Genomic DNA, 26,782 nt, shown 5'->3' on the forward strand with positions numbered 1-26,782 from the left:
ATGCGGACGGTCCGGGCGCGATGTACAGAATTGAAACAAAAACGCACGTTTCACCACGCCAGGCCCGCTCCCGCACTTCGTTGCGCCGCACCAGCATTCAGTTCCGGTCCCACTGGCACGCTCCTCGCTAGATGAGAGGCGCAACAACTAGCGCCGACGCAAACACGCATCACTATGTGCAGAAGCGCAAGGCCATACGGGGCTGGTACTGCGTAGTCCAGGTCGCTCGCCAGGCGACAGATAGCAAGGCACGCAGCACCGGATTAAAAAAACAAGAAGTCGCACAACGTGCGGCTTCGTGCGAGGACCGATCATGTTGACCCTTCAATCCGATCTGCACGGCAATCATTTGCTTGGGGCGTTGCCTTCCCACGAGTGGCAGGCGATCGCTCCGCATCTCGAGCTTGTTCATCTGCGCACGGAGCAGTTGCTGTGCGACTCAGGACAGCGCATTCATCACGTGTATTTTCCGACCACCGCGATCATCTCCATGCTGTACACGATGGAAGATGGCGGCTCGGTCGAAATCGCCGCTGTCGGCCGTGAAGGCATGACGGGCGTGCCGGTCCTCACCGGCGGCGAGACGATGCCGAACCGCGTGCAGGTGCAATGCGCGGGCTTCGCGTATCGCATGAGCGCCCAGGCACTGAAGGCACACTTCGCACGCTCCGATTTCATGCGTCGCCTGATGTTGCTCTACATGCATGCCCTGCTCACGCAGGTCGCACAGACGGCCGCGTGCAATCGCCACCATTCGCTGAACAAGCAACTGTGCCGCTGGCTGCTGATCGAAATCGACCGCGTCGCCACGGACGAACTCACGGTAACGCAACAGTTGATCGCAGACATGCTCGGCGTGCGCCGCGAAGGCATCACGGAAGCTGCGGGCAAGCTGCATAACGACGGTCTCATCCATCACAGCCGTGGTCACATCCGCGTGCTGGACCGGAAAGGTCTCGAAGCGCGTGCATGCGAATGCTACAGCCTCGTGAAGCGTGAGTTCGACCGGCTGTTGCCGTGCCTGCATCAGGCTGAAGCCGTCAGCTGAACAAGACCCAGATCATGTTCAGGAACACCGCGCGCTGCCTCGACGCACTCTTCGTGATTGCGGGGGCGCTGATCGCTCACTGGATGCGCTTTTCGACCGCACATGAACTCGCGGACGACGAACGGCTGCTGATCGCGTTCAACTGCGTGCTCGTGCTGCTGTTGTTCCCTGGCTTCGGCGTATATGAGACGTGGCGTGGCAAGTCGCTCTCCGCAATGCTCGGTCGCGTGACGATGGCATGGCTCATCGTGGTTGCGACGGGGCTCGTGCTGGTCTTTACGATGCACCGGATGGACGCCGTGTCGCGGTTGTGGTTTGGTTACTCGACACTGATATCCGGCGTGCTGATCGTATCGACGAAACTGGTCGCTCATCTGGGTCTGCGCACGGCGCGTCGCCGTGGGCTCAACTTCCGCACCGTGGCGATCGTGGGCGCACCCGGCTTTTCGCGGATGCTGCTCGCGCATCTCGAACGCGCGCCGCAAGCCGGCTTCAAGCCCGTCTGCCTGTTCGACACGAACGCGGAACTGCTCGGCACCCAGGAAATGCGCGTGCACCGGTTACCCGTGCTCACGGACATCGATGCCTTCGCTGCGAAGGTGCGCGAAGAGCACATCAACGAGGTATGGCTTGCATTACCCCTGTCCGAAGAACACACGATTTACCGTTTCAAGCGCGCGTTTCAGCACGATTTCGTGAATCTGCGCTTCATCCCGGACGTGCGCAGCCTCTCGCTCTTCAATCACGCGCTTACCGACGTGCTCGGTCTCGCGACCATCAATCTCAACGCGACGCCGATTTCGCCGGTGCAGATGTGGCCGAAGCTCATATTCGACCGTCTGTTCGCGCTCGTTGCGCTCGTCACGCTGTCACCGCTGTTCGTCGTGCTGGCTGTCGCGATCAAGCTCGGCTCGCCTGGGCCCGTCTTTTTCTCGCAGGAACGCAAAGGCATCGACGGTCAGCCGTTTCGCATCTACAAGTTCCGCTCGATGACCGTGCACAGGGAAGCGCGCGGTCAACTGACGCCGACCGCGCGCGTCGATACGCGTGTGACGAAAGTGGGCGCGTTCATCCGTCGCACGAGTCTCGACGAGCTGCCGCAATTCTTCAATGTGCTGCTGGGGCAGATGTCGGTGGTCGGTCCGCGGCCGCATGCGATCGAACACGACAATCTCTACAAGGATCTCGTGTACGGCTACATGTATCGCTACCGCATCAAACCGGGTATTACGGGCTGGGCACAGGTGAACGGATATCGCGGCACCACGACAAAAGTCGAAAAGATGGAAACGCGCGTCAAGTTCGATCTCTTCTATATCTACAACTGGTCGTTCTGGTTCGACATGAGGATTGTGCTGATTACGATCTTCAAGGGTTTCGTCGGCCATAACGCGTATTGAAGTGGTTTTCCGGGGATTGTTCGTGAAAGTGTCCGTGATCGTGCCGACCTACCGGCGAACCGACGAGCTCGAACGTTGCATCGATGCACTCGACGCACAGCACCGCCGTGCCGATGAAGTGGTCGTGATCGCGCGCAACGACGACCATCCGACGATCGACTGGTTGAAGCGTCGCGAGACGCTGCGGCCCGATGCACGCCTGCGTATCGGGCTCGTCAGCCGGGCGGGCGTGGTCGCCGCGTACAACCGCGGCATCGAAACGGCCACCGGCGATGTGGTCTGCTTCACCGACGACGACGCCGCGCCGCACGCCGACTGGATCGGGCGCATCGCGCATGCGTTCGAAGACGACCCCGCGCTCGGCGGCCTTGGCGGCCGCGACATCGTGCATCGGGGCGACGGCGTCCTGCAGGGGCAAAAGCCGGTCGTCGGCGTGGTGCGCTGGTATGGGCGCCCGATCGGCAATCATCACATCGGCCACGGTGCGCCACGCGAGGTCGACGTGCTGAAAGGCGTGAACATGGCGTTTCGCCGCGAGGCGATCGGTACCCTGCGTTTCGATCCGCGTCTGCGCGGCAGCGGCGCGCAGGTGCATTGCGAAATGGCATTCAGTCTCGACGTGGGGCGTCGGGGCTGGACGCTGGTCTACGACCCGACGCTGCTCGTCGAGCATTACCCGGCGCAGCGAAGTGACGAAGACCAGCGCCATGTTTTCAACGACGCGGCGTTCTACAACGCGTCGTTCAATCTCCGTCTCATCATGTGCGAGCACCTGTCGACTCCAGGCAGGTGGGCGTTCGTCACCTATTCGACGTTGATCGGCAGTCGCGCGGACCCGGGGCTTGTGCGCGCGCTGCTGCTGGCGTTCAACGGTGACGGGATAGCGCTCGCGCTTCGTAAATGGTGGGTCGGCTTGCGCGCGATGCGCGGAGCCTGGCAGGAGGCGATGCGCTGAGGACAGGCAGCGCATCTATAACGCAAAAAGGACCATAGACCATGAATTCCAGAACATTGCTCGCCTGCCTGGCGACACTATCGTTATGCGCGTGCTCGCTCGCGCCGGGGCCTTATCTCGACACCAATCGTCTCGACCAGACGCAACAGGCAACGGTCGCCGCACCGACCTACGCCGTGCGCCCGATCGACATCTCATGGTTCCAGCAACAGACCGCGACGGCGGTACCGTCGACGTGCCCGTCCGCATTTTCGTGTCTCACGAAAGAAACACGCGGCATGTCGCCGTACAAGATCGGCATCGACGACCAGCTCGCGATCATTGTCTGGGACCATCCGGAGCTGACGGGTGGCGCACTGGCCGGCGGCGGCGCGGGAGCGCCATTACCGCAGGGAACCGCCGGCACTGGCGTGGGCGGCACGACGCTTCAGGGCGGCGCGACGGGACCCGCTCCGCTGCCGGGTTCACCCGGCAGTTCCGGCGCCGAAGGCGGCCTCACCGTGCGGGTCGCCTACAACGGCACGATCTTTTTCCCGCGTGTCGGACGCATCAAGGTCGTGGGCATGACCGCGCAGCAGGTCCAGAGCGTCCTTACAAAAGGGCTGGCGAAAACGATCCGCGATCCGCAGATCGATGTGCGCGTCGCCGGCTTCAATAGCCAGTCCGTGCAGGTCACCGGCAACGTACGCTCGCCGCAGGCGGAGGCGGTGACCGATCTGCCGCTCAGCGTGCTCGATGCAATCAATCGCGCGGGCGGCGCGCTGCCCGATGCCGACCTGCAGAACGTCGGCATTACGCGTAATGGCAAGCGCACGGCCGTCGACGTCGCCGCGCTGCTGGAAACCGGCGATCCAAACCAGAACGTGATGCTGAAGGATGGCGACATCATCGACGTGCCGGACCGCTCGAACAGCCGCGTATTCGTGCTCGGTGAAGTCACCAAGCCCACGTCGCTGCCGATGAACCGGGGACACCTGACGCTCGCCGATGCGCTCACGGGTGCGGGCAGTCTCGATCTCGCGACGGGCGATCCGCGTTCGATCTACGTGATTCGCGGCGCCGACAAGTCAACGACTCCAGACATATTCCGGCTCGACATGACGCAGGTGGACGCCATGTTGCTGATGACGAAATTCGATCTGCAGCCAAAGGACGTGGTGTACGTGCAGGTGGCGAACTCCGCGCGCTTCAACCGGGCGCTCGCGCAGGTCCTGCCTACTCTGCAAACCCTGTTTTTTACACGGGAACTGGCTCGCTGACGCTCGCTACGCGACGGAGTTAAAAATGAGTACCTATGACATGAACGAATACACCCCTTCGTCCGGTGGCGACGAAGATGCGGTGATGCGCGACATGATGCGGATGATCGTCGAGCAGATCTGGTGGGTGATCGGGATCGCGGCATGCGTGATCCTGGCAGCCACGGTCTATACGAAGATCGCCACGCCGATCTATTCCGCCGACGCGTTAATTCAGGTCGAATCCGGCAACGCGAGTAACAGTTCGACTTCCCAGGCACTGTCTTCGCTCGTGCCGTCGGGTGCGATGCACACCGACGCCGAGATCGAGATCATCAAGAGCCGCGCGGTGGTCGAGCCGGTGGTCGAGCAGTTCAAGCTGAACTTCGGCGCGTGGCCGAAAACGATGCCGTATCTCGGCCGCATCACGTCGATCTTCGCGCATCCCGGTCATCCGCTCGGCGCCCTCTTCGGCATGCGTTCGTACGCGTGGGGCGGCGAGGAGTTTTCGCTCGACTCGATCAGCGTACCGAAGTATCTCGAAGGATCCCAGCTGACGCTGCGCGCGCTCGGCAACGGCGGCTACCAGCTGTTCGACCAGCACGGCAAGCTGCTGCTGACCGGCGTTGCCGGGCAACGCGCGACGGGCAGCGACATCACGATGCTCGTCACCACACTGGTTGCCCACGCCGGCACCAACTTCTACGTGATGCGCTACAACCAGCTCGATGCGGTAGGCGGCCTGGCGGGCGGTCTGCAAGTCGTCGAGAAAGGACGCGAAACGGGCGTCGTGCAGCTGTCGTACATGGGCACCAATCCGCATGCGATCACCGCGATCACCAACGCGGTGGCCGCTTCCTATCTGAAACACCGTCAGGAACGCGCGCAGGAGGAAGCGAGCCGGATGCTGTCGTTCCTGAACAGCGAAATGCCGCGCCTGCGAAGCGAAGTGCGTCGGGCCGAAACCGCGCTGTCCGAGTATCAGTCCCGCAGCGGTTCGTTCCAGCCGACCCAGGAGGCAGGCGTGTATCTGTCCGGCGGCCTCGAATACGAGAAGCAGATCGCCACGCTGCGCATCGCGCGCGCGCAGTTGCTCACGCGCTTCACGGCCGAGAGTCCCGAAGTGCAGACCGTCGACGCGCAACTGGCGGCGATGACGCGCGAAAAAGCACGCTTCGAAGATCACTTCAAGACGCTGCCGGGGTCCGAACGCGAAGCCATGTCGCTGCAACGCGACGCGAAGGTTGCCGAGGAAATCTACGTTGCGTTACTGAACAAGATCCAGGAGCTGTCGATTACACGCGCTGGAACAATCGGCAATGTGCACATCATCGACGAGGCACTGCTGCCCTCTTCGCCGGTACGGCCGAAATCAGCGCTGATCATCTCGGCGAGCGTCGTACTCGGCATCATCGCGGGTGTGCTGTTCGCGTTCTGCCGCCGGACGTTCTTCACCGGCGTCGCGGATCCGGAATTCGTCGAACGCCGTTTTCACATGCCGATCTTCGGATCGATCCCCTTTAGCGCCGAACAGGCTCACAGCGACCGGCTTGCAGTGAACATGAGCCAGGCTGCGCTGCAAGGCCCGGCAGCGCGCCCCGCGCTCTCGCAGATCGTGCCGGCAGGCATCGCGCGACTCGTCCAGCCCCGCCGGCCGGCGACCGTTACCGTGCCGGCCGGCACGCAGACGATCGTGCCGCCCGCCCACGCGCCGATGCGCCCGCTACTGGTCAAGACGCATCCATTCGACACGTCCGTCGAAGGGCTGCGCGGCCTGCGCGCAACGCTGCAATTCGGCCTGATCGATGCCCCGAACCGCGTGGTGGCATTCACAAGCCCGGCGCCCTCGGATGGCAAGAGCTTTTTGTGCGCGAACCTCGCTGCCCTGCTTGCCGAGACAGGCAAGCGCGTGTTGCTGATCGACGCCGACCTGCGTCGCGGCCGTCTCGCGCAATACCTCGGCCGCTCGCCGAATGGCGGTCTCACGGAACTGCTGACAGGTCAGGTCGATCTCGAAGTGGCGGCGCGCGCGACGGGTGTCGAAGGTCTGCACTTCATCGCCGCGGGCGCCTATCCGCCCAACCCGTCCGAAATCCTGACGTCGGCGCGGTTCACCGAAGTTCTCGCGCGCCTCGAACAGCGGTTCGATCTGGTGATCGTCGACACGCCACCGCTGCTCGCGGTGGCCGATGCCGCGATCGTCGCGAACATCGCCGGCTCGACAGTACTCGTCATGCGGGCGGGCGCGCATACCGAACGCAACATCGCCGAATCGCTGAAGAAGCTGCGCCGTGCGCGTGCCCGGCTTATCGGCGGCGTGATGAACGCAGTGCCGGTGAAAAGCGGCGGTCGTTACGGCTCGTACGACTATGCGTATGCGTACACCTATACCGCTGGCGATCCGGCGGGCGGGACAACCAGGCGCTAGGCTACGCCGCGCCCAGGTAGTCGGAGAAGTAATCGCGAAAAAAGGGCCGCGCCGGAAAACCGGCGCGGCCCTTTTTACCTGTCGCGGTGATGAAATACCAGGGATTCAGAACAACACGTTCATCGGCCCCACATGCTGCCGGCCGCCGTGTTGTCGCCGGGCCACGATGTGACCTCTGCGTCCGGCAGACTGTCGTGCTGGCGGCCCCCGGCACCGGCGGCCGCAATTGTCCGCGTAACTTCGTTCATGAATGCACGCTGGAAATGCGCGGCCGAAAAACGTTCCGCGTTCGCCCTGCAGGCAGCCGGCGAAATCATCGAACGCTGGCGTTCGAAGCGCTCCACGGCCTCCTGCAATGCAGCGACGGTCTGTTGCCTGAAAAACAGCCCGGTAGGATGCGGCTCGCCGACTGGCCGCACCGTTTCCAGCACGCCGCCCTTGCCGTATGCAATCACCGGCGTCCCGCATGCCTGTGCCTCGACCGGCGCGATGCCGAAGTCTTCCTCCGCGGCGAACACGAACGCCTTCGCGCGCTGCATGTAGTCTTTCAGACTGGCAAACGGCTGATAGCCGAGGATCGTTACATTGGGACCGGCATTCGCGCGAATCGCGGCCATCTGCGGGCCATCCCCGATCACGACCAGGCGACGGTCCGGCATCGACGAAAAAGCAGCGACAATCAGGTCGATGCGTTTATAAGGCACCATCCGCGACGCCGTCAGATAGAAATCGTCTTTCAGCGCGCAGAGGTCGAAGCGGTGAACGTCGACCGGCGGCGCAATGACAACGGCATTGCGCCGGTAGGTCTTCATCATGCGGCGCGCGACGAACTGCGAATTCGCGATCAGGCAATCGACCCCATTCGCCGAACGCGCATCCCAACTGCGCAGATAGTGCAGCAATGCCCGCGTCGCCCATGAACGGGGGCCACGTGTCAGCTTCGCCTCGCGCAGATACTGATGCTGCAGATCCCACGCGTAACGCATCGGAGAATGCACGTAGCTGACATGTGTCTGGTCTGGTCCGACCAGCACGCCCTTCGCGACCGCGTACGAACTCGTAATGATCAGATCGTAGCTGGAGAGGTCGAACTGTTCGACGGCGAGCGGCATGAGTGGCAAATAGCCGCGATAACGCCGGCGCGCGAACGGCAGCTTCTGGATGAACGATGTGTTCACGGCCTTGCCGCATACCGCGGAGCGATCGTCCATGAAGTCGACCATGCAGAAAAGGTCCGCGTCGGGGAAGCACCGGATAATCTGTTCCAGCACTTTCTCCGCTCCCCCCGGCGCGACGAGCCAGTCGTGCACGATCGCCACTTTCATGATTTCTCCACCTCTGGAAAGGTCAACGACCATCACACCGAGTGTATCGGGCGCGTCGCTTGCACAGCGTGCGTATGGCCACACTGAACGGGCAACAGAGCGTGAATAATGAGGACTCGCCGGTCGCATGCGACTGCCTGTTTTTCACGCTTCGCTTTCCCCGCACGCCTGGACCGGTCAACCGATGAACGCCCCCCGCCTCACACGTCGTTTCGCTCCCGTCGAGATGGCTGCCACGAGCAGCGCAGGGCATTCCGATGAACACCTACTCGAGCCGGCGGCATCGGCCACGGTCCTCTTTGTCGATCAGAGCGGACAACTCGGCGGCGCGGAATTGTCCCTGCTTCCGCTTGCGGAGCGATGCGCCGCGCGCAGCGAGGTGCTGTTGCTGTCGGACGGACCCTTTCGCGCACGGCTGGAAGCGCTTGGCGTGCGCGTGCGCGTAACGAGCAATGCGAACGTCGCGGCCATCAACCGTGAAGCGTTGCGGCCTGGCTGGCTACGTGCATTACCTGGCATCCTCGCGCAGGTGCGCACGATCGCCGCGCAGGCGAAGCGCTTCGACGTTCTGTTCCTGAACACGCAGAAAGCGCTGGTGCTGGGTGCGCTCGGCAAACCGTTGCATCGCCGGCCTGTCATCTGGCATGTGCGTGACATCATGACGCGTGATCACTTCGGGCGCGTCCAGTTGCACATCGTCCGCTGGCTCGTGCGCCATGTGACCGATCAGGTCGTCGCCAATTCGCGGGCGAGCGCCGATGCACTGATCGCGTTGACCGGCCTGCCCGCCGACGCGGTGCCGGTCGTCCACAACGGCATCGACGCGCGCACGTTCGCGCAGGTCGATGCCAGCGATATCCGCGCGCTGCGTCATCGCCTGGGGCTGCCACAGGACGCGTGGCTCGCGGGCCTCTTTGGCCGTCTCGCGCCGTGGAAAGGCCAGCATATAGCCCTTGAGGCCCTCGCGCGATTACCCGGCGTGCACCTCGTGCTGGTCGGCGCCGCGCTCTTCGGCGAAGACGATTACGCGCAGGCATTGCGTCAGCAGGCTGATCGGCTCGGGATCGCGGATCGCGTGCATTTCGCCGGGTTTCGCGACGACATGCCGGCATGGATGAAGGCGATGGACCTGATCCTGCATACGTCGACGGAACCCGAGCCGTTCGGACGGGTGATCATCGAGGGAATGGCGGCCTCGCGGCCGGTGGTGGCCGCGGCGGCCGGCGGCGTGCTTGAAATACTGCGGCATCGTGAGAACGGCTGGCTGGTGCAGCCCGGCGACGTGCCGGGCTTCGTCGAGGCTATCGACACATTGCACCTCGCGCCGGCGTTTGCGCGGCAACTTGCCAGCCAGGCGTTCAGCGACGTGCAGCGACATTTCTCGCTCGACAGCTATCTGCGGAACATGACCCGCATCATTGCGCACACGGCCCGCGACGAACCCCGCGCGGACCGGTGAAGGGCGCGCCGGTTTCCCCGACGCGACCTTGTGCGGGCCGCCCTGTCAGCTCAGGCAGACGAACTGGCGGTAGCTGTATTTGCGGATCGACGGATAGCGATACAGATACTGGTCGATCCTGACCGCACGATGATCGAAACGTCCCCGCAACAGGTAGCGCGACGCCATCAGCATGAAGACCATTTCCGGATATTCGGTCTCGACGTCGAAATGCCTGCGCAGATGATCGATCTCATAGGGCGCAAGCGGCGATTCATCAGGATCGCCATATTTCGGCACCCACAACTTGCCGATCACGTGGTTGCGGAACCACATCATCATGTTGCTGGTCGCGTTGTTTTCCCAGAAGAACGCACGGCCGCCGAGCTTGATCGCCCGGCGAAGCGCGGCGGCGAATTCTGAAAACGGTTCGATGTGATGCAGGATCATCGCGCCAAAAACGAAGTCGGACGGCTCAAGCAGTGCAATATCCTGCGCCGACAGCACGCGCGGTGAAATGTTGTCGATGTGATGATGCGCGCAGTAGCGTTTCAGGTTGTCGACGGCCACCGGGCTCAGATCGATGCTCACCACGTTCGCGCCCATCGAGGCAAAAAACAGCGAAGCCGCGCCTGCGCCGCAACCAAGATCGACAAGCGTTTTCCCCCGTATGTCGCCAAAGTGCTGGAGCGCGCGCATATACACGGGATTCTTCGGGTCCGGGACGTCGACGAGCCGCGTCTCGTCGTTACCGCGATCCTGAAAAATACCGTCCCAAAACTCCTGAGCCTGCTGTTGCATCTGGGTCTCCTGAGGCGCGTGAGGCCGTGGCGGACATACGTGATCGAGCGACGCTCGCAATGGACGCGCACGCGACAGGCGGCGCGTATCTGGACGATGCATTATTCGCAGACGATCACGGAAATTCTGTACGCAGGCCCACGCAGCACGCCGATTCCCCTGCCGGCGCATCAGACGGCAGACGGGCTGCCGCGACCGCCGGTCTGCATGTCGTGCAAGGCGACGAGCATCGCCAGATGCGCGCGTTCGCCGGCAGCTTCTTCCTCGGTCATGCCGTTGCACGCCTGCCCGCCCATGATGATGCCGAGGCACAGCCCGTAATTGCCGTTGAAGGCGATGGGCGAGGCCGTGTCGCGCCGGACCCGTTCATAGGCGACGTCAAGCGCGCGCCTGAGATTGCGGTGGATGGTCACTGATGTTTCTCCTTTCGCGTTCGGGGGAACGGGAGAAGCGTAGCGGCAGCGAGTCGCGCGGAGAAGACGGCCGAACGGGATATGGACTTCGGCGCCCATTTTCAGGGATCCGGCCCGGTGTGCGGGAATGAAAAACGGCGCCGCCTGCGATCCAGTGCGACGCCGTTGCGGGTCCGTCCGGATGGAACGGCTCCGGGTTGTAAGACCCTAGCCCTTGCTATACCTGATCGTCTCGACGCCCGTATCCGTGCCGAGCAGGCAAAGGTCCGCGCCGCGGCCCGCGAAGAGGCCGACGGTCACCACACCCGGCCATGCGTTGACCTGCATTTCGAGCATGCGTGGATCGCTGATGCGCAGGCCCTTCACGTCGATGATTTCGTTGCCGTTGTCGGTGATGAACGGCGAACCGTCCTTCGTCACGCGAACGATGGGCACACCGCCCAGCGCCGTCACGCGGCGGCCGATCGCGGTGCGCGCCATCGGCACGACTTCGACCGGCAGCGGAAACTGGCCGAGGACGTCGACACGCTTCGTCGCGTCCGCGATGCAGACGAAAACGTCCGACACCGACGCCACGATTTTCTCGCGCGTCAGCGCCCCTCCGCCGCCCTTGATCATCGCGCCGCCATGATCGATCTCGTCGGCACCATCCACGTAGACGGGCAGCGATTCGATTTCGTTCAGATCGAACACCTTGATGCCGTGCGACTGCAGGCGCGCGGTAGTGGCGAGCGAGCTGGACACGGCACCGCGATAGCGCTGCTTCGTGAGCGCGAGTGCGTCGATGAAACAGTTCGCGGTCGAGCCAGTACCAACGCCGATGACGACGCCTTCGGGCACGTTGGCGTTCACATAGTCGGCGGCGGCCTGGCCGACCAGTTGCTTGAGTTCGTCCTGGGTCATGGGAGAAATAACCGAAAAAAGAGGTGCAGGCGGAAAACCGCGAGTTTACCGGAAGTTCACGGTGCGGCCGTTGAACCGGCCGCGGCAGCATTCATGTAGCGATCGAGCAGCGCCTGTGCAATCGCATCGGTTTCCGCGTCAGGATTGCCCGCGTAGTCGCGCGGCCGAAAGTGCATCTGGAACGCGGCGAACACCCGCCGCGTGCGATCGTCCAGCACGCCGTCGGTCGCGACTTCGTAGCCGTAACGCGCGAGCTTCTGCTGAAGGCCACGCACGTCGACCGGTGCCGACGGATCGCGTCCCGCCAGATGCGCGGCCACCGCCGACGCGTCGGGCCACGCGCCGATGCCGGCATCGTAGAGCTGCTTCCACGGAAACAGCGGACCCGGATCGATCTTGCGCTGAGGCGCGATATCGCTATGACCGACGACACGCGTCGGCGGAATGCTGTAGCGCGTGACGATGTCTCTGGCGAGGCGAATCAGCGCGTCGACCTGGGCCGGCGGGTACGGCTGCCAGCTGCGGCCCTGGGGGGTGTCGACGGGACCGAGGTTGACGTTCTCGATTCCGATCGAAGCCGCATTCAGTTCGGTCGTGCCCTGCCAGTAGCTCGTACCCGCATGCCACGCGCGCTGGCTCTCGGGCACCAGCTGGAAAACCACGGGCTCGCCGTGTTCGATCCGGGGGGCGTCCGGCACGACGTAATGGGCACTGACGCCCTCGGTGGTCAGCACCTGCAGCGACTTCGCTTCGTCGATTTCGGTGTAGTGCATCACGAGAAACCGCACGCGCGAGTCGGCATTCTGGGCATGCCGGCTCGTATCGGCGAGGTAGGTGCCGCGCTCGACCATCGTCGTCGTGCAGGCGGCGAGCAACGCGGTACAGAAGGCGAGCGCTGCCGCGCGCATGAGGCACCTGACGCGGGCGCGATTTACATCCATTGAATTCATGTCACTGCGTAGTCCGGGACGCCGGGGGCCGATGAGTTTTGTCGACGCCAGCACGATTGAAATGAAACAGGCCATGTCCTGCGAACCACAACGCAGACCACGTTGCCCGACATTCTAGTCGGCTATCGGGATGAAGTCGTGCCAACTCCCCAGGGGCATAACCGGTCAATCGCCAGTCAACGCGCCGCGCAACGCCTCCAGAAAGCGCAGATACGCGGTCGCGCCCGGATCGGGGTGGCCGATACTGCGCTCCTGCACCCAGGCTGCCCGGCCCTTCTGCGACTGCAAACCCGCCGTCGCCTCGATCCTCGCGCGCGCCGTATCGATCATCGAGGCAAGCAGCGCATCCGGCGCCTCCTGCGACGCCTCAAGCGCATCCAGACTGGGCACCAGCGCATCGAGCACGGTCTTGTCGCCAACCTTGCTCTTGCCACGTTCAATGATGCGCGCCGCCACCGCACGACCGATGGCGAGTGCCTCGTCCTTGCCTGCCGAGGACTTGCCCGACATCGTCTTCGCGGCGGCGAGCAGGCCGCCGCCGATCAGCGCGGCAAACGTCGACGGATTGGCCGTCGAGAAGGCCTTGCCGGCAGCAAGCAGGATGTCATTGAGCGCGGCGTCAGCGGGCAACGCCGCGAGCGCCGCGACGACCGCCGTCGAGCCGGCTTGCACCGTGATGCCGAGATCGCCGTCGCCCAACGCCGCATCAAGTTCGCGAAGCTCCTCCGCATGCGCGGGCAGCGCCGCTAGCGCACGGCTCAGCACAACGCGCAATTCGCTGCAGGAAACACTCATGCCACCCTCCTTTCAGACCGGCTTCAATCCGGCTTCAAACAGGCATCAGGCCGCGGACCAGTCGTGAAAGAGCGGCGAACGCGCGGGCGCGGCGAGCAGCGCTTCGAGTTCGTCGTCCAGCAGCAATACCGTGATCGAAGCGCCTGCCATCTCCAGACTCGTCACATATTCGCCGACATACGAGCGCGCGATCGTCAGCCCCTGATCCGCGATCGCCGCGGCCGTGCGCCGGTACAGCAGATACAGTTCTTCAAGCGGCGTCGCGCCCAGCCCGTTGACCAGCACCGCGACGCGCGAGCCTTTCGGCGCGGCGAGATCGCGCAGGATTTCGCCGGAGAGCCGGTCGGCGATCGCGTCGGCCGTTTCGAGTTTTCCGCGATGCGTGCCGGGCTCGCCATGAATGCCGATGCCGATTTCCATCTCGCCGTCGGGCAGCGTGAAGGTCGGCTTGCCGGCGGCGGGCAGGATCGTCGGCGACAAACCGACGCCCATCGTGCGACATTGCGCGTTCGCCTTCGCCGTGATCCGCGCCACTTCGTCGAGCGGATCGCCGCGCTCCGCCGCCGCACCGGCGCACTTGAACGCGAACACCATGCCGGCGACGCCGCGCCGCTCGCTCGCGCGCGCAGGCGGCGCCGACGCGACGTCGTCGGTCAGCAGCACGGTCTTGATGTCGATGCCCTCCGGCTCCGCGAGATCGGCGGCCAGGTCGAAATTGAACACGTCCCCGCCGTAATTGCCGTACACGTAGAGCACGCCCGCGCCGCCGTTCACCGCCTTCGTCGCTTCGAAAATCTGCTCCGACGAGGGCGACGAAAACACGTTGCCCACCGCGACACCGCTGCACAGTCCTTCGCCGACATAGCCGAGAAAGCCTGGCATATGCCCCGATCCGCCGCCCGTCACGATACCGACGCGGCCCTCTTTCGGCGCGTCCGCCCGCACCAGCGCGCGGCGGTCGGCGGTGGCGGCCTTGATCCAGCCCGGATGCGCGATCAGCAGCGAATCGATCACTTCATCGACGAACTGGTCCGGCTGATTGATGATTTTTTTCACACGAGTCTCCCTGAGTGATCCGGTTAAAAAAATGGTCAGTTCTTGCGACGCTGGCTGAGCGCGTCGAGCATCACCGCGGCGAAGATCACGCCGCCCTGAATGAACTGGGTCCAGAAAGGATTCACGCCGAGCAGCGACAGGCCGACGTTGATCACGCCGATCAGCACCACGCCGATAAACGTGCCGATGATCGAACCGCGTCCGCCGGCGAGCGACGTGCCGCCGATCACGATGCCCGCGATCACCTGCAATTCGAGCCCGTTCGCCGCCGACGGCAACGCCGAGTTCAGGCGTCCCGCGAGCACGATGCCGGCAATCGCCGCCGTCACGCCGGCGAGCGTATAGGTCAGGAAAATCACGCGGCGCACCGGAATGCCCGCAAGCCGCGCCGCCTCCATGTTGCCGCCGACCGCGAACACCTGATGGCCGAAGGTAGTCTTGCGCAGCAGCACGTGGCCGATCAGGAATACGACCAGCATGACGATCATCGGCGCGGGCAACCCCGCCACCGACTTCGCGCCGAACGCAGTGAACGCGTTGGGGAAATCGAACTTGGTGCGGCCGTCGGAAATGGCGAGCGTGAGGCCGCGCGCCATCGCCATCATCGCGAGCGTCACGATGAACGGCACAAGCCGCAACCACGCGACCGAAATGCCGTTTAGCGCGCCGACGCCCGCGCCGACCGCGATGGCAATCGCGAGACCGGCAAGACCGAGCCCGATGTTGTCGGGCGTCGAACCCGCCATCAGCGTCGCGGCGACCATGCCGCTCAACGCCACCAGCGAACCGACCGACAGGTCGATGCCGGACGTGATGATGACGAACGTGCCGCCGACCGCCGCGATCCCCACCACCGACACCTGCACCATGATGTTGGTCAGCGTGCTGGTGGTGAGGAATTCCGGCGACGTGATCGACAGCACCACGCAGATGATCACCAGCGCGGCGAACAGCGGTCCGATGCCGCTGCGCAACTGTCGTATCAGGCGGCTCGAAAGCGCGTCGGAATCTGTCGGTTTTGCTGCCGTCGAAGTCATGCGCCTACTCCTGTCGTCGCCCACTGAATGACCGTTTCCGAATCCGCCTTGTCGCGCGGCAGCTCGGTGACGATCCTGCCGCGATGCATCACGAGGACGCGATCCGACATGCCCAGCAATTCCGGCAACTCCGAACTCACCATCACGACCGCCGCGCCCGCCCGCGCCATCGACACCATGTGCGCATAGATTTCCGTCTTCGCGCCGACATCGATGCCGCGCGTCGGTTCGTCGAGCATGATCACAGCCGGTTGCGTCGCGCTCGCGCGGCCAAGAATCACTTTCTGCTGGTTGCCGCCGGACAGATTGCCGGTGATCTGCAGCACCGACGGCGCGCGCACCGAGAAGCGCGTACTCGCATCCTGGGCAAGCTTGCGCTTTCTCGCGTTGCGCACGAAGCCGCCCGTCGCCAGCGCTTTCAGGCTCGACAGCGCGATGTTTTCCTCGATGCTCGCATCGAGCACGAGACCCTCGAGCTTGCGGTCCTCCGCCGTATAGACGAGGCCGTGACGCATGCCCTCGGTCGGAGAATGAATCGCGACTTTGCGCCCGCGTATCCAGACCTCGCCTTCGGTGACCTTCTGCGCGCCGAAAATCGCCTTTAGCAATTCGGTGCGTCCCGCACCGGCAATGCCCGCGATCCCGACGATTTCACCGGCCCGCACGCTGAAGCTCGCGTGCCGGACAATGGGCGGACTCGCCAGATCGCGCACGTCCAGCACCACCGGCCCGTAATCGCGTGGCTCCCACGGATAGAACGAATCCAGGGTGCGCGCGACCATCGCCTGCACCAGATCCTGTTCGGTCCATTGCGCCATCGCGCGCACGCCGACCGTCGCGCCATCGCGCATCACGACGGCGGAATCGGCCAGTTCGAACACCTCTTCCAGATGATGCGAGATGAAGATGATGCCCATCCCGGTTGCCCGCAACCGTCGCACGACCGCATAGAGATTGGTGATATCCGCGGCCTGCAAGGCCGCCGTCGGCTCGTCCATCACCAGGATGCGGGCATCGCGCGCGACCGCTTTCGCGACCTCGACGAGTTGCCGCCGGTTCAACGGCAGATCGCCGAGCCGCATCGACGGCGACACCATATCGAGCCCCACCTGGGCGAGTGCTTCGCGCGCCCGCCGGTCCGCTTCGTGTCGCAGCACGAAGCCGTTGCGCGACGGCATCCGGCCGAGAAACAGGTTCTCGGCGACGGTCATATCGTTGATCAGCGACAGTTCCTGATAGATCACGGCAACGCCTGCGTCGATTGCAGCGTGGGTGCCGCGGGCAAGCGGCTCGCCGTTGATCTCGATCGTGCCTTCGTCCGGCTCATAGGCGCCCGACAGCGTCTTGATCAGCGACGACTTGCCCGCGCCGTTCTCGCCGACGATCGCCATCACGTGACCCGCGTGCAGCGTGAGACTCACGCCGCGCAGCGCCTTCACACCCGGAAAACTCTTGACGATGCCTTCCATACGCAGCAAAGGCGCACGGTCACCGGCGCGCGCGTCCGGCTGCGCGTCGGCCTGAAACTGCGAACCCGTTTCCGCATTCATGATTGCGTCCTGCCTCGAATGACACGCGCTTTGCCTGCGGGCAAAGCGCGTGTCCAACCGCGACTTCAGTTCGTCTTCAGCTTACTGGCTGACCTGCAATGACCACAGCCCGTACTTCTTCGTTTCATCGGAATCGATGTTCGACTTGTCGATCAGCAACGTCGGCCATGCGTAATTCGCGGGCACCGCCTTCTTCGCGTTGTTATCGGCGATAAAGCTCAACGCCTTCGCGGCCATTTCAATCGGATTCTGCGAGATCGTCGCGTCCTGCTTGCCCGCCCGGATCGCCGAAAGCGCCTGCGCCGTGCCGTCCGCGCCGATCACCATGATGTGTTCCTTGTCGCCGAGCGGCTTGTAACGGCCCGCGTTGTCGATCGCTTTTTCCGCGCCGACCGTGTTGTCGTCGTTCGCACCGAACACGGCATCGATCTGCGGGAATTTCTGCAGGATATTGGTCATCGCGTTCAGCGACTTCTCCTGATCGAACGCGCCCTCCTGACGGGCGACCACCTTGATGTCCGGATACTTCGCCATCTCGTCGCTGAAGCCTTTCTCGCGATCGGTGGCGGCAGTCGTACCGACGAGCCCGATCAGATCGACCACGTTGCCCTTCGGCGAACCATAGCGTTCCTTCAGCTTGTCGGCGATCCACTTCGCGCCGGTGGCGCCGAGCGCGACGTTATCCGATGCGACGAACGAGGTAACCTTGCCGCCGTCCGACCCGCGATCGAGCGTGAACACCGGGATGCCCATCGAATTCGCTTTCTGGACGGCGGGAATGATCGCTTTCGAATCGATCGGATTCAGCACGAGCGCGGTAATGCCCTGGCTCAACAGATTGTTCGCGTCGTTGACCTGTTGCTGCGCGTCGCCGTTCGCATTGGTTTGCACGAGATCGAAGCCCTGATCTTTCGCGCCCTTTTCCACGCCGAGTTTCAGCCCGACGAAGAACGCGTTGTTCAACGTCGATACCGAGAAACCGATCTTCGGCTTGCTGCTCGCCGCGGCCGCGGGCGCCGCGCTCGCGGTCGCGTCGCTCGCCGCGGTGCTGGCCGACGACGGCGACTCGCTCTTCGAACAGCCGCTCAACGCGGCAGCCGCACACAGCACGACGGCACCCGTCGATGCGCCCAACGTGCCCCAACGGTCGAATCTTCCTGAATTCCAGGCCATATCTGTCTCCATTGTTCAAGTTATGTAGCGCCGTGTGCTACGAGCCGGCGTCAGGCTTTGCTGTTGCTATTGCTGTTACTGCTTTCGCGGCGCAAGCCGTAGTTGCTGAACTTCTTCACTACTTCGCCGATTTCCTCATCCGTCAGAACGGGCGGCGGCCCGAGCTGACTGGCGAGCAGATACTGCTTCGCCAATACTTCGACTTCGTTTGCGAGCCACAGCGCGCGCGCCAGATCCCGGCCCAGCGCGATGACGCCGTGATGCGCGAGCAGACACGCGGTGCGATCCTGCAACGCCTGCAACGCGTGGTCCGACAGCGCCTGGCTGCCGAAGGTCCCGTAGGGCGCGCAGCGGATCGAATTGCCGCCCGCCACGGCGATCATGTAGTGATGCGCGTGCATGTCACGGCCGTGAATCGCGATTGCGGTCGCGGCGTTCGAATGCGTGTGTACGACAGCGTTGATGTCCTGCCGGGCCTGCAGGATGTCGCGATGAAAGCGCCACTCGCTCGACGGTCCGCGCTCGCTGAAAACCGCTGCATCCGGCTGCACATCGAGCGGCAGCCATACGATCATGTCCGCCGCCAGCGCCGACGCGGGTACGCCGCTCGGCGTAATCAGCAAACCGTCGCGCCAGCGCACGCTGACATTGCCCGATGTGCCCTGATTGATGCCGAGCCGCTCCATCTCGAGCGCGGTTTTCACGATCCCGGCCCGCAACGACGCTTCATCTGCGCTGTCATTGACGGTTTCGGTCACGTTCACGCTCACGACGTGGCTCCGAACAGCGCGGCAAGTTGCGTATCGAACGGCGCGTTGATGATGCCGCGTTCGGTGATATAGCCGGTCACGAGGTCATGCGGCGTCACGTCGAAAGCCGGGTTGCGAACCTTGATGCCTTCAGGCGCGATCGCGTGTCCGCCGAGATGCGTGACTTCGTCGTCGCGACGCTCCTCGATGACGATGGCGTTGCCGCTGGGCGTCTGCAAATCGAGCGTCGACGATGGACACGCGACATAGAAAGGCACGTTGAAATGCCGCGCGACAATCGCAACGCTCAACGTGCCAATCTTGTTCGCGAAGTCGCCGTTCGCCGCCACGCGATCCGCGCCGACGATCACCACGTCCACCTGCTTTCCCGCGATCAGCGAGGCGGCCATGCCGTCCGTGATCAGGGTGACATCGACGCCTGCCTGTTGCAGCTCGTACGCAGTCAAACGCGCGCCTTGCAGCAACGGTCGGGTTTCGTCCGCATAGACGCGAAACGGAATGCCGGCACGCTGTGCGAGATAGATCGGCGCGGTCGCAGTGCCGAGACCGGTCGTCGCCAGCGCACCGGCGTTGCAATGCGTGAGCACACCGCTACCGGGCGCGATCAGCGTCATTCCGTGTCTGCCGATCTGCTCGCATAGCAACTGGTCCTCGTCATGAATTGACGTCGCTTCGTCCACCAGTGCGCGGTAGAGCGAAAGCGCGTCGCTTGCGTTCGAACGGTCCGCGGCGCGCAGCATCCGCTTCAGGCTCCAGCTGAGATTGACTGCCGTGGGCCGCGCGCTGTCGAGATATGCGGCGCGCTCTTTCAACGCTTCGCGAAATGCGCCGATGGGCAAGTCGCGCGACGACTGCATCGCGACGCACAAGCCATACGCTGCCGCGACGCCGATTGCCGGTGCACCCCGTACCCGCAACTCGTGGATCGCGCGCCATACTTCATGCGCATTGGTCAGCGTTTCGATGACCGTGGATTGCGGCAAGCGGGTCTGGTCGAGAATCCGCAGGCAGTCGTCTTCCCACGCGAGCGTGGCCGGCAGGTTCAGGAAAGGCGACGGCGATACCATGCGTGCTCCGGTGCGAGATGAAGAGTGGGAGGTGATCACTTCGGATGACGCGGCGAGATTCATGGCTATGCGCGTCCGTCGGCTTGCAACTCGCGCGCCATCGAGACGACCTGCGCAATGTTGCCGATCGCGGTCCGCTCGAGCAGCAGGCGTTCAGCGCAACGCAATGCGCGCACTTCGACAACGGCTCTCAACGCGTTATCCGCGATGCTGGTGATATCGGCGACCTTGGCCATGCCGACAATGCGCCGGATCATCTTGCAGCCCGCGAATCCCAGCGATTCGGCAAGGAGCCGCTGCATGAACCGCGCGCGATACGCCTCGACACACACGCCGCCGGGATCGTCACCGATGAAATGACTCTTGCGGCGGCTTTCGTGATCGCGCCACAGCGCCAGGAACGTCTGTTCGAAGCCGCTCCAGATGGACGTCACCTGATCGAGAAGCCAGTCGCGATAACTCGTCGCGCCGGCATTGCCATGCCTGCCCGCCGTCTGATGACGGTCGTGCCAGTCGCGTGAAAAATACGCGAGCAACAGATTCGCAAGCACCGCGCCGATATCGAAACCCATGGGTCCGTAGAACGCGAACTCAGGGTCGATCACATAGGTTTCGTCCTGGTTGACCATGATCGAGCCCGTGTGCAGATCGCCGTGCAAAAGCGTCTCGGCATCGTTCATGAAAGCCCATTTCATCTCGGCCACGGCGATGCGCAACGCCGGCGATTGCCGCAGACGCCCGATTTCCGCGCGCGGAAAGGCCGGGCTATATACATTCGACGGATGATCTTCGAACGGATACGTGAACACCAGGTCTTCCGTGATCTTGCATAGCTCGCTGTTCACCGCGTCGCGGACCGCCTGCTTCTTCACGTCGGGCGCGAGAAAAAGATCGGAGCCGTAAAACAGCGTGTGCGCGAGGTAAGTCGAAAGATGCGCGGCGAGCTTCGGATAGACGACGCCGTCCATCAAGCCTTGCCGCAGGATCCGGTGCGACGACAGCCGTTGCATCACCATCAGGAACAGCTCGCTGTCGGCGTGATAGACGCGCGGCACATGCTGCGGACACAACGCGCCAAAGCGCTGCAACGCAGCGACCTCGCGTTCCATCCGGTGCCGTGTAAGCGGCCACGACTTGCCGACCAGCCGCAGAAACGGCGGCGCCTGCTTCACGACAACGCTTTTTTCCGGGGCCTGCGCGTTACTGACGAAATAGACGAAGTTCAGGTTACCGTCGCCGACCTCCGCGATGTCGAGTTCGCCAGGTTCGTTGAGCAACGCATACACCGCCGGGACACCCCGCAAATACGCCGACAACTCCGAGGAACTGAGTGCTTCGAATTCCATGAATGTCTCCTCCACATTCGAACCGGCTCAGCGTTTCTTGCGGACCAGGTCGAACTTGAAGATGGCTGTGTTGTAGTAGTCGTTGCTATAGCAGATCGGCTCGCCGCTCTGATCGAAATCCACTTCGTCGAGCAGCAGGAACAGACCGAAGCCGTCGCCAAGCTCGGGCAGATCGCGCGGCGTCAGGATGGTCGGATGTATCGACGTATGCGTGTGTGAAAGCCTTCGTCCGGTCCGCCCGAACATCGCGAACAGCGATTCGCCGAGTTCGCCGCCGCATGCGTCGAAGACATGTTTCGGAACGGTATCGATGCAATACGCCGCGATCGCGTCGTCCGCGCATCGCACGCGCTCGATGCGCACGCAGTCGTCGCCGACGGCGAGACGCAACTTGCCGGCGAGACTTTCGGATGCCTTGATGTGTTCGATCTGCAACCGGCAGGTGGCCGGCACGGCGCCAACGCTGCGGATCATATCGGTCACAGACATCAGATCATCGAGGCCGCCTTGCAGCTTTAGCGAAATTTGTCTGATGAAGGTGCCGCGCCCCTGAACCCGCGATAACAGGCCATGTGAAATCATTTGCGCGACTGCTTCCCGAAGACTCGACCGGCCGACCCCCAATAGCTCGCAAAGCTCTATTTCAGTGGGAATCTGGTCGCCTGGCTTGAGTGATTTTTCCCGGATCATCGTCATCAACGACTCCTGGATTTTCTCGCTCATCGAGTGCTCGACGCTCAGACGCATACGTGTCCCAGGTGATCAGTACCGCATCAATATAGGTCAGATGTCTGATGTATTCAGGGGGTGTTTACCCGTAAAGCTGGGGCTGGTGTGTGGGCGCGAGGTGCGTAAGCCTTCGCCGATTGTGGTGCGCGCGGAAGGATAGCGCTCGCGCAGTCGCTGGATGGCATGCGCGAGTCGCTGGAGAAACTGGAGCTGCGTTATATCGACTGACTGGCGTCGGTGGTTAAAACGCAGCGTGCATGACGAGCAGGTTTATAAGCGTCTGATTCTTTACGTCTTCGTCAGCGCCCCACGCTGCCGCACCGCTTCGAACAGACACACGCCGCTCGCCACCGAAACGTTCAGGCTTTCGACGCTGCCAGCCATCGGAATATGCATCACGATGTCGCACGTATCGCGTGTGAGACGGCGCATGCCTTCGCCTTCGGCGCCCATCACGATCGCCACCGGACCATCCAGTTTCGTTTCGTAGAGTTCCGCCGATGCCTCGCCCGACGTGCCCACCACCCACACGCCGGCGTCCTTCAGTTCACGCAACGCGCGCGCGAGGTTCGTGACCGTGATGTACGGCACGGTGTCGGCGGCGCCGCTTGCCACTTTCGCCGCCGTCGCATTGAGACCGACCGCGCGGTCGCGCGGAGCGATCACGGCATGCGCGCCGGCCGCATCGGCGACGCGCAGGCACGCGCCCAGGTTGTGCGGATCGGTCACGCCGTCGAGCACGAGCAGCAGCGCCGGACCGTTGATGCCATCGAGCAGCTCAGCGAGATTCTGTGCGAGCGGCATGTCGCCCGCGCGCGCGACCACGCCCTGGTGACGCTCGGTATGCGCGAGACCCCACAGGCGCGTTTCGTCGGCGGCAATCAGGCGCACGCCCGCTTCTTTCGCCACATGCAGGAACTCCGTCATGCGGCGGTCCTTACGCGTCGCGTCGTAATACACCTCTTCGACCGACGATGCGTCGTGCCGCATACGTGCGGTCACTGCGTGGAAACCGTATAGAACCTTGAGACGTGACATGACTGGACAACCTTTGATTGAGCGAAGCTGCGTTGCGCTTCGAATGCGCCCGTCTGCATGGACGGCACGCAAAGCGCCGTGCCTGCAAAAACGGAAAACGGAAAAACAGACAACGCGCAACCGGCATCGATCGCGATACCGGTTGCGCGCTGCACACTTCATGTCGCGCGTCGACCTCCGGTTACGTCGGAGGTCGGCCGTGCCTTATCGCTTCTTGCGCGCCTGCGTCTTCGACGCCGGTTTCACGGACGAAGAAGCACTGCGCTTTTTCGCCGCGCCGCGCGTATCGCGTGTTTCCTTCACCGCCGCGCCGGCTGCCGGCGCAGCCTTCTTGCGGCGGCCACCTTCGGCCGGCGGCAACGAATGCACACGCGGACCGCCGTCGACACCGGCCTTCTCGACTAACGCCGGGCGGCTCGACGGTGCCTTGATCGGCGTGTCGCGCACCAGACGGAAATCAATCTTGCGTGCATCGAGATCGACGCGGCTCACCTGCACCCGCACACGATCCGACAGACGGTAGCGAATGCCTGTCCGCTCGCCGCGCAGTTCGTTCTTGATCTCGTCGTACTGGAAGTAATCGGAGCCGAGTTCGGTCACGTGCACGAGGCCTTCGATAAAGAGCGCATCGAGCTGCACGAAAATCCCGAACGACGTGACGCCGTTCACCATGCCGCCGTACTCTTCGCCGAGCTTGTCGCGCATGAAATAGCACTTGAGCCATGCTTCGACATCGCGCGACGCTTCGTCCGCACGGCGCTCGTTCGACGAACAGTGCAGACCCAGTTCTTCCCAGATCGCGGTGTTCGAACGGTTACGGTTGCGCTTTTCATCGTCGGCCTGCTGCATCGCACGCGCACGCGGCGACAGCGCCGTGTTCAGCGTGACGCCATGCGGCGTGCCCGGCTGATACTTGCGGCCCTGCAGGATCGCGTAGATCGCGCGGTGCGTCAGCAAGTCCGGATAGCGGCGAATCGGGCTCGTAAAGTGCGCGTACGCCTCATACGCAAGCCCGAAATGGCCGATATTCTCCGGGCTGTAGACGGCCTGCTGCATCGAGCGCAACAGCATCGTCTGCAACATCTGCGCATCGGGCCGGTCGCGGATCTGCGCCATCAATGCGGCGTAGTCGCTCGCGTGCGGCGTCTCGCCGCCGCCGAGCGAAAGGCCCATGCCGCGCAGGAACGTGCGCAGGTTTTCGAGCTTTTCAGCCGTCGGCCCGGCGTGCACGCGGTAGAGGCCCGCATGCTTGTTGCGCTTCATGAAGTCGGCCGCGCAGACGTTCGCGGCCAGCATGCATTCCTCGATCAGCTTGTGCGCATCGTTGCGGGTGCGCGGCACGATCTGCTCGATCTTGCCCTGCGCGTTGCAGACGATATACGTCTCGGTCGTATCGAAGTCGATCGCACCGCGCTTCTGGCGCGCGGTGAAAAGCGACTTGTAGACGCCGTTCAGGTTCTGCAGTTGCGGCAGCAACGCGGCACGGCGCGCCGCCTCGGGACCTTTCGTGTTGGTCAGCACCGCCGCGACTTCGGTGTATGTGAGACGCGCGGCGGAATGCATCACGCCCGGATAGAACTGGTACCCCTTGATCTCGCCGCGCGCGGTGATGACCATGTCGCACACCAGCACGCAACGGTCGACGTGCGGATTCAGCGAGCACAGGCCGTTCGAGAGCTTCTCCGGCAGCATCGGAATCACGCGGCGCGGGAAATACACCGACGTGCTGCGCTCGATCGCATCGACGTCGAGGCCGCTGTCCGGGTGCACGTAATGCGAAACGTCCGCGATCGCGACGATCAGGCGAAAACCCTCGCCACGGCCGACGGTAATGGGCTCGCAGTACACGGCATCGTCGAAGTCGCGCGCGTCTTCGCCGTCGATCGTGACGAGCGGCACGTCGCGCAGATCGATGCGATGGCGGATGTCCGACGGGCGCACCTCGTCGGGCAGCTTCGCGGCGTCGTCGAGCGCGGCCTGGCTGAATTCGTGCGGCACGCCGTACTTGCGCACGGCGATTTCGATTTCCATGCCCGGATCGTCGATATCGCCGAGCACCTCGACCACGCGACCCAGCGGCTGCGAGTGACGGCTCGGAAAATCCGTCAATTCGACCACCACAACCTGGCCAACGCGCGCTTTCTTCGTGTTCTGCGTGATCAGGATGTCGTGGCCGATGCGCTTGTCTTCGGGCGCCACGATGAGCGCGCCGTTCTCGTTCAAAAGACGCCCGATCACGCGGCGGTTCGCGCGATCCGTAACTTCGACGATATGACCTTCGGGCCGGCCGCGCCGGTCGTAACCGACGATGCGCGCGAGCACGCGGTCGTTATGCATGACCTTCTGCATCTCGCCCGTCGGCAGGAACAGGTCGTCCTGACCGTCATCGCGAATCAGGAAACCGTAGCCGTCGCGATGGCCCTGCACACGGCCGGCGACGAAATTCGACGGATGCGTCAGCTGATAGTGGCCGCGCTGGTCGAGACGGATCTGGCCGTCGCGCTCCATCGCTCCGAGGCGCTTGAAAAAACCTTCGCGCTCCTGGCGCTTGATCGACAGTGCCTCAGCGATGTCATTCGCGGCGAGTGGGGCTTCGCTCGTGCGCAGCACGCCGAGAATTTCTTCACGGCTCGGAATCGGATAGGGATATTTGCTCAAGGGCTTGTCGATGATCTTTTTCTCGTTGCGTGGACATCGGTCGATGATGCGCTTCTGTACTGCGCCTGCAATTCAATGCCAGTTACTGCGTTGTCACTGCCATGACGCGGTTCGTGCAGCGTGCCCGGCGGGCGCGTGCCCGTGCCAACGAACTTCTGCGAGGCATTCTAACACCCGTCCCGCACGCCACGCGGCGCTCGCGGCCTGACGCGGCAAGGCGCTTCCGCGTTCGCGCCGGACTGTCGCAAAATGCTTGACACGATTATCGGGCCCGCTATAATTACATTCTTTGCTGTACACCCACCTGCCCAGGTGGCGGAATTGGTAGACGCACATGGTTCAGGTCCATGCGCCGCAAGGTGTGGAGGTTCGAGTCCTCTCCTGGGCACCAGATTCAAAAGAAAACCACCTTCGGGTGGTTTTCTTTTTGTGAAACCCTTTCGCCCTGCTTTACGCTGTGTTCGATACAGCTTGAATCAGTGCGATGGCAAATGTGGAAAAGCAGGTTGAAGTCGAAGTTATGCTGTTCTGATTGACACAAAGTTTCAACCCGCTAGAATGGCGGCCTGGTTTGAAACGTGCCCAGGTGGCGGAATTGGTAGACGCACATGGTTCAGGTCCATGCGCCGCAAGGTGTGGAGGTTCGAGTCCTCTCCTGGGCACC

The 26,782-nt window shown here is 63.3% G+C and carries 22 protein-coding genes and 2 tRNA genes; 8 read left to right on the top strand and 16 right to left on the bottom strand.

The features are described from left to right. Nucleotides 1–313: 313 nt before the first annotated feature. From LPA37_RS06235 to LPA37_RS06255, 5 genes are read left to right on the top strand one after another with little or no spacing between them, the layout of a single operon-like run. Nucleotides 314–1,048 carry a Crp/Fnr family transcriptional regulator gene (locus LPA37_RS06235; RefSeq protein WP_228974645.1) on the top strand — a complete coding sequence of 245 codons (735 nt, stop codon included), beginning with the start codon at nucleotides 314–316 and terminating at the stop codon, nucleotides 1,046–1,048. Nucleotides 1,049–1,062: 14 nt separating this feature from the next. After that, entirely contained in the window at nucleotides 1,063–2,448 is a 1,386-nt protein-coding gene (locus LPA37_RS06240) for an undecaprenyl-phosphate glucose phosphotransferase (protein WP_228974647.1), read from the top strand. Nucleotides 2,449–2,470: 22 nt separating this feature from the next. Next, complete coding sequence (locus tag LPA37_RS06245; RefSeq protein WP_228974648.1) at nucleotides 2,471–3,403, top strand: glycosyltransferase family 2 protein; 933 nt, start codon at nucleotides 2,471–2,473, stop codon at nucleotides 3,401–3,403. A 41-nt stretch (nucleotides 3,404–3,444) separates the two neighbouring features. Next, nucleotides 3,445–4,662, top strand: coding sequence for a polysaccharide biosynthesis/export family protein (locus tag LPA37_RS06250; RefSeq protein ID WP_229012080.1), 1,218 nt, complete (start codon nucleotides 3,445–3,447; stop codon nucleotides 4,660–4,662). Nucleotides 4,663–4,687: 25 nt separating this feature from the next. Further along, nucleotides 4,688–7,069 (top strand): polysaccharide biosynthesis tyrosine autokinase, encoded by a 2,382-nt coding sequence (locus tag LPA37_RS06255; RefSeq protein WP_228974653.1) that lies wholly within the window; start codon nucleotides 4,688–4,690, stop codon nucleotides 7,067–7,069. 119 nt (nucleotides 7,070–7,188) lie between these two features. On the opposite strand, the gene LPA37_RS06260 is transcribed toward LPA37_RS06255, so the two are convergent. Beyond that, the gene (locus tag LPA37_RS06260; RefSeq protein WP_228974654.1) at nucleotides 7,189–8,394 is read right to left on the bottom strand and encodes a glycosyltransferase family 4 protein; all 1,206 of its coding nucleotides are present in this window, start codon (nucleotides 8,392–8,394) and stop codon (nucleotides 7,189–7,191) included. A gap of 184 nt (nucleotides 8,395–8,578) precedes the next feature. Between LPA37_RS06260 and LPA37_RS06265 the strand changes: the two genes are divergently transcribed. Further along, nucleotides 8,579–9,853: a glycosyltransferase gene (locus LPA37_RS06265; protein ID WP_229012081.1), complete on the top strand. Its 1,275-nt coding sequence runs from the start codon at nucleotides 8,579–8,581 to the stop codon at nucleotides 9,851–9,853. A gap of 45 nt (nucleotides 9,854–9,898) precedes the next feature. Here the strand turns inward: LPA37_RS06265 and LPA37_RS06270 are convergent, their stop codons facing one another. The 15 genes from LPA37_RS06270 to rnr form a co-directional block, all read right to left on the bottom strand. After that, nucleotides 9,899–10,633, bottom strand: coding sequence for a class I SAM-dependent methyltransferase (locus LPA37_RS06270; RefSeq protein ID WP_229012082.1), 735 nt, complete (start codon nucleotides 10,631–10,633; stop codon nucleotides 9,899–9,901). A 170-nt stretch (nucleotides 10,634–10,803) separates the two neighbouring features. Continuing rightward, a complete protein-coding gene (locus tag LPA37_RS06275; RefSeq protein WP_229012083.1) occupies nucleotides 10,804–11,145 on the bottom strand; it encodes a hypothetical protein in 342 nt (113 codons plus the stop codon). A gap of 108 nt (nucleotides 11,146–11,253) precedes the next feature. Then, on the bottom strand, nucleotides 11,254–11,949 hold the full coding sequence (gene rpiA, locus LPA37_RS06280) for a ribose-5-phosphate isomerase RpiA (protein ID WP_228974666.1): 696 nt from the start codon (nucleotides 11,947–11,949) through the stop codon (nucleotides 11,254–11,256). A 56-nt stretch (nucleotides 11,950–12,005) separates the two neighbouring features. Then, entirely contained in the window at nucleotides 12,006–12,857 is an 852-nt protein-coding gene (locus LPA37_RS06285; protein ID WP_228974669.1) for an N-acetylmuramoyl-L-alanine amidase, read from the bottom strand. Between the two features lie 207 nt (nucleotides 12,858–13,064). Continuing rightward, nucleotides 13,065–13,694 (bottom strand): DAK2 domain-containing protein, encoded by a 630-nt coding sequence (locus tag LPA37_RS06290; protein ID WP_229012084.1) that lies wholly within the window; start codon nucleotides 13,692–13,694, stop codon nucleotides 13,065–13,067. A 45-nt stretch (nucleotides 13,695–13,739) separates the two neighbouring features. After that, nucleotides 13,740–14,750, bottom strand: a complete 1,011-nt coding sequence (locus LPA37_RS06295; RefSeq protein ID WP_228974673.1) for a dihydroxyacetone kinase subunit DhaK — start codon at nucleotides 14,748–14,750, stop codon at nucleotides 13,740–13,742. A gap of 35 nt (nucleotides 14,751–14,785) precedes the next feature. Beyond that, complete coding sequence (locus LPA37_RS06300; RefSeq protein WP_228974676.1) at nucleotides 14,786–15,787, bottom strand: ABC transporter permease; 1,002 nt, start codon at nucleotides 15,785–15,787, stop codon at nucleotides 14,786–14,788. Next, entirely contained in the window at nucleotides 15,784–17,337 is a 1,554-nt protein-coding gene (locus tag LPA37_RS06305) for a sugar ABC transporter ATP-binding protein (protein WP_228974678.1), read from the bottom strand. The genes LPA37_RS06300 and LPA37_RS06305 overlap by 4 nt, the downstream gene beginning before the upstream one ends. Nucleotides 17,338–17,418: 81 nt before the next feature. Next, nucleotides 17,419–18,510: a sugar ABC transporter substrate-binding protein gene (locus tag LPA37_RS06310; RefSeq protein WP_229012085.1), complete on the bottom strand. Its 1,092-nt coding sequence runs from the start codon at nucleotides 18,508–18,510 to the stop codon at nucleotides 17,419–17,421. Nucleotides 18,511–18,560: 50 nt separating this feature from the next. Beyond that, complete coding sequence (locus LPA37_RS06315) at nucleotides 18,561–19,280, bottom strand: class II aldolase/adducin family protein (RefSeq protein ID WP_267478121.1); 720 nt, start codon at nucleotides 19,278–19,280, stop codon at nucleotides 18,561–18,563. Further along, complete coding sequence (gene mtnA / locus LPA37_RS06320) at nucleotides 19,277–20,347, bottom strand: S-methyl-5-thioribose-1-phosphate isomerase (RefSeq protein ID WP_228974682.1); 1,071 nt, start codon at nucleotides 20,345–20,347, stop codon at nucleotides 19,277–19,279. The genes LPA37_RS06315 and mtnA overlap by 4 nt, the downstream gene beginning before the upstream one ends. A 65-nt stretch (nucleotides 20,348–20,412) precedes the next feature. Beyond that, nucleotides 20,413–21,693 (bottom strand): S-methyl-5-thioribose kinase, encoded by a 1,281-nt coding sequence (gene mtnK / locus LPA37_RS06325; protein ID WP_228974684.1) that lies wholly within the window; start codon nucleotides 21,691–21,693, stop codon nucleotides 20,413–20,415. Between the two features lie 27 nt (nucleotides 21,694–21,720). Then, the gene (locus LPA37_RS06330) at nucleotides 21,721–22,416 is read right to left on the bottom strand and encodes a GntR family transcriptional regulator (protein WP_228974686.1); all 696 of its coding nucleotides are present in this window, start codon (nucleotides 22,414–22,416) and stop codon (nucleotides 21,721–21,723) included. 294 nt (nucleotides 22,417–22,710) lie between these two features. Beyond that, complete coding sequence (gene rlmB, locus LPA37_RS06335; protein WP_228974688.1) at nucleotides 22,711–23,460, bottom strand: 23S rRNA (guanosine(2251)-2'-O)-methyltransferase RlmB; 750 nt, start codon at nucleotides 23,458–23,460, stop codon at nucleotides 22,711–22,713. Between the two features lie 204 nt (nucleotides 23,461–23,664). Beyond that, nucleotides 23,665–26,118 (bottom strand): ribonuclease R, encoded by a 2,454-nt coding sequence (rnr, locus tag LPA37_RS06340; protein WP_228974690.1) that lies wholly within the window; start codon nucleotides 26,116–26,118, stop codon nucleotides 23,665–23,667. A 306-nt stretch (nucleotides 26,119–26,424) separates the two neighbouring features. Between rnr and LPA37_RS06345 the strand changes: the two genes are divergently transcribed. After that, nucleotides 26,425–26,509: transfer RNA gene (locus LPA37_RS06345), tRNA-Leu, on the top strand. Between the two features lie 189 nt (nucleotides 26,510–26,698). Next, nucleotides 26,699–26,780 (top strand) — tRNA-Leu (locus LPA37_RS06350). Nucleotides 26,781–26,782: the final 2 nt, after the last annotated feature.

The sequence above is a fragment of the Paraburkholderia gardini genome (assembly GCF_907164545.1).
Classification (GTDB): domain Bacteria; phylum Pseudomonadota; class Gammaproteobacteria; order Burkholderiales; family Burkholderiaceae; genus Paraburkholderia; species Paraburkholderia gardini.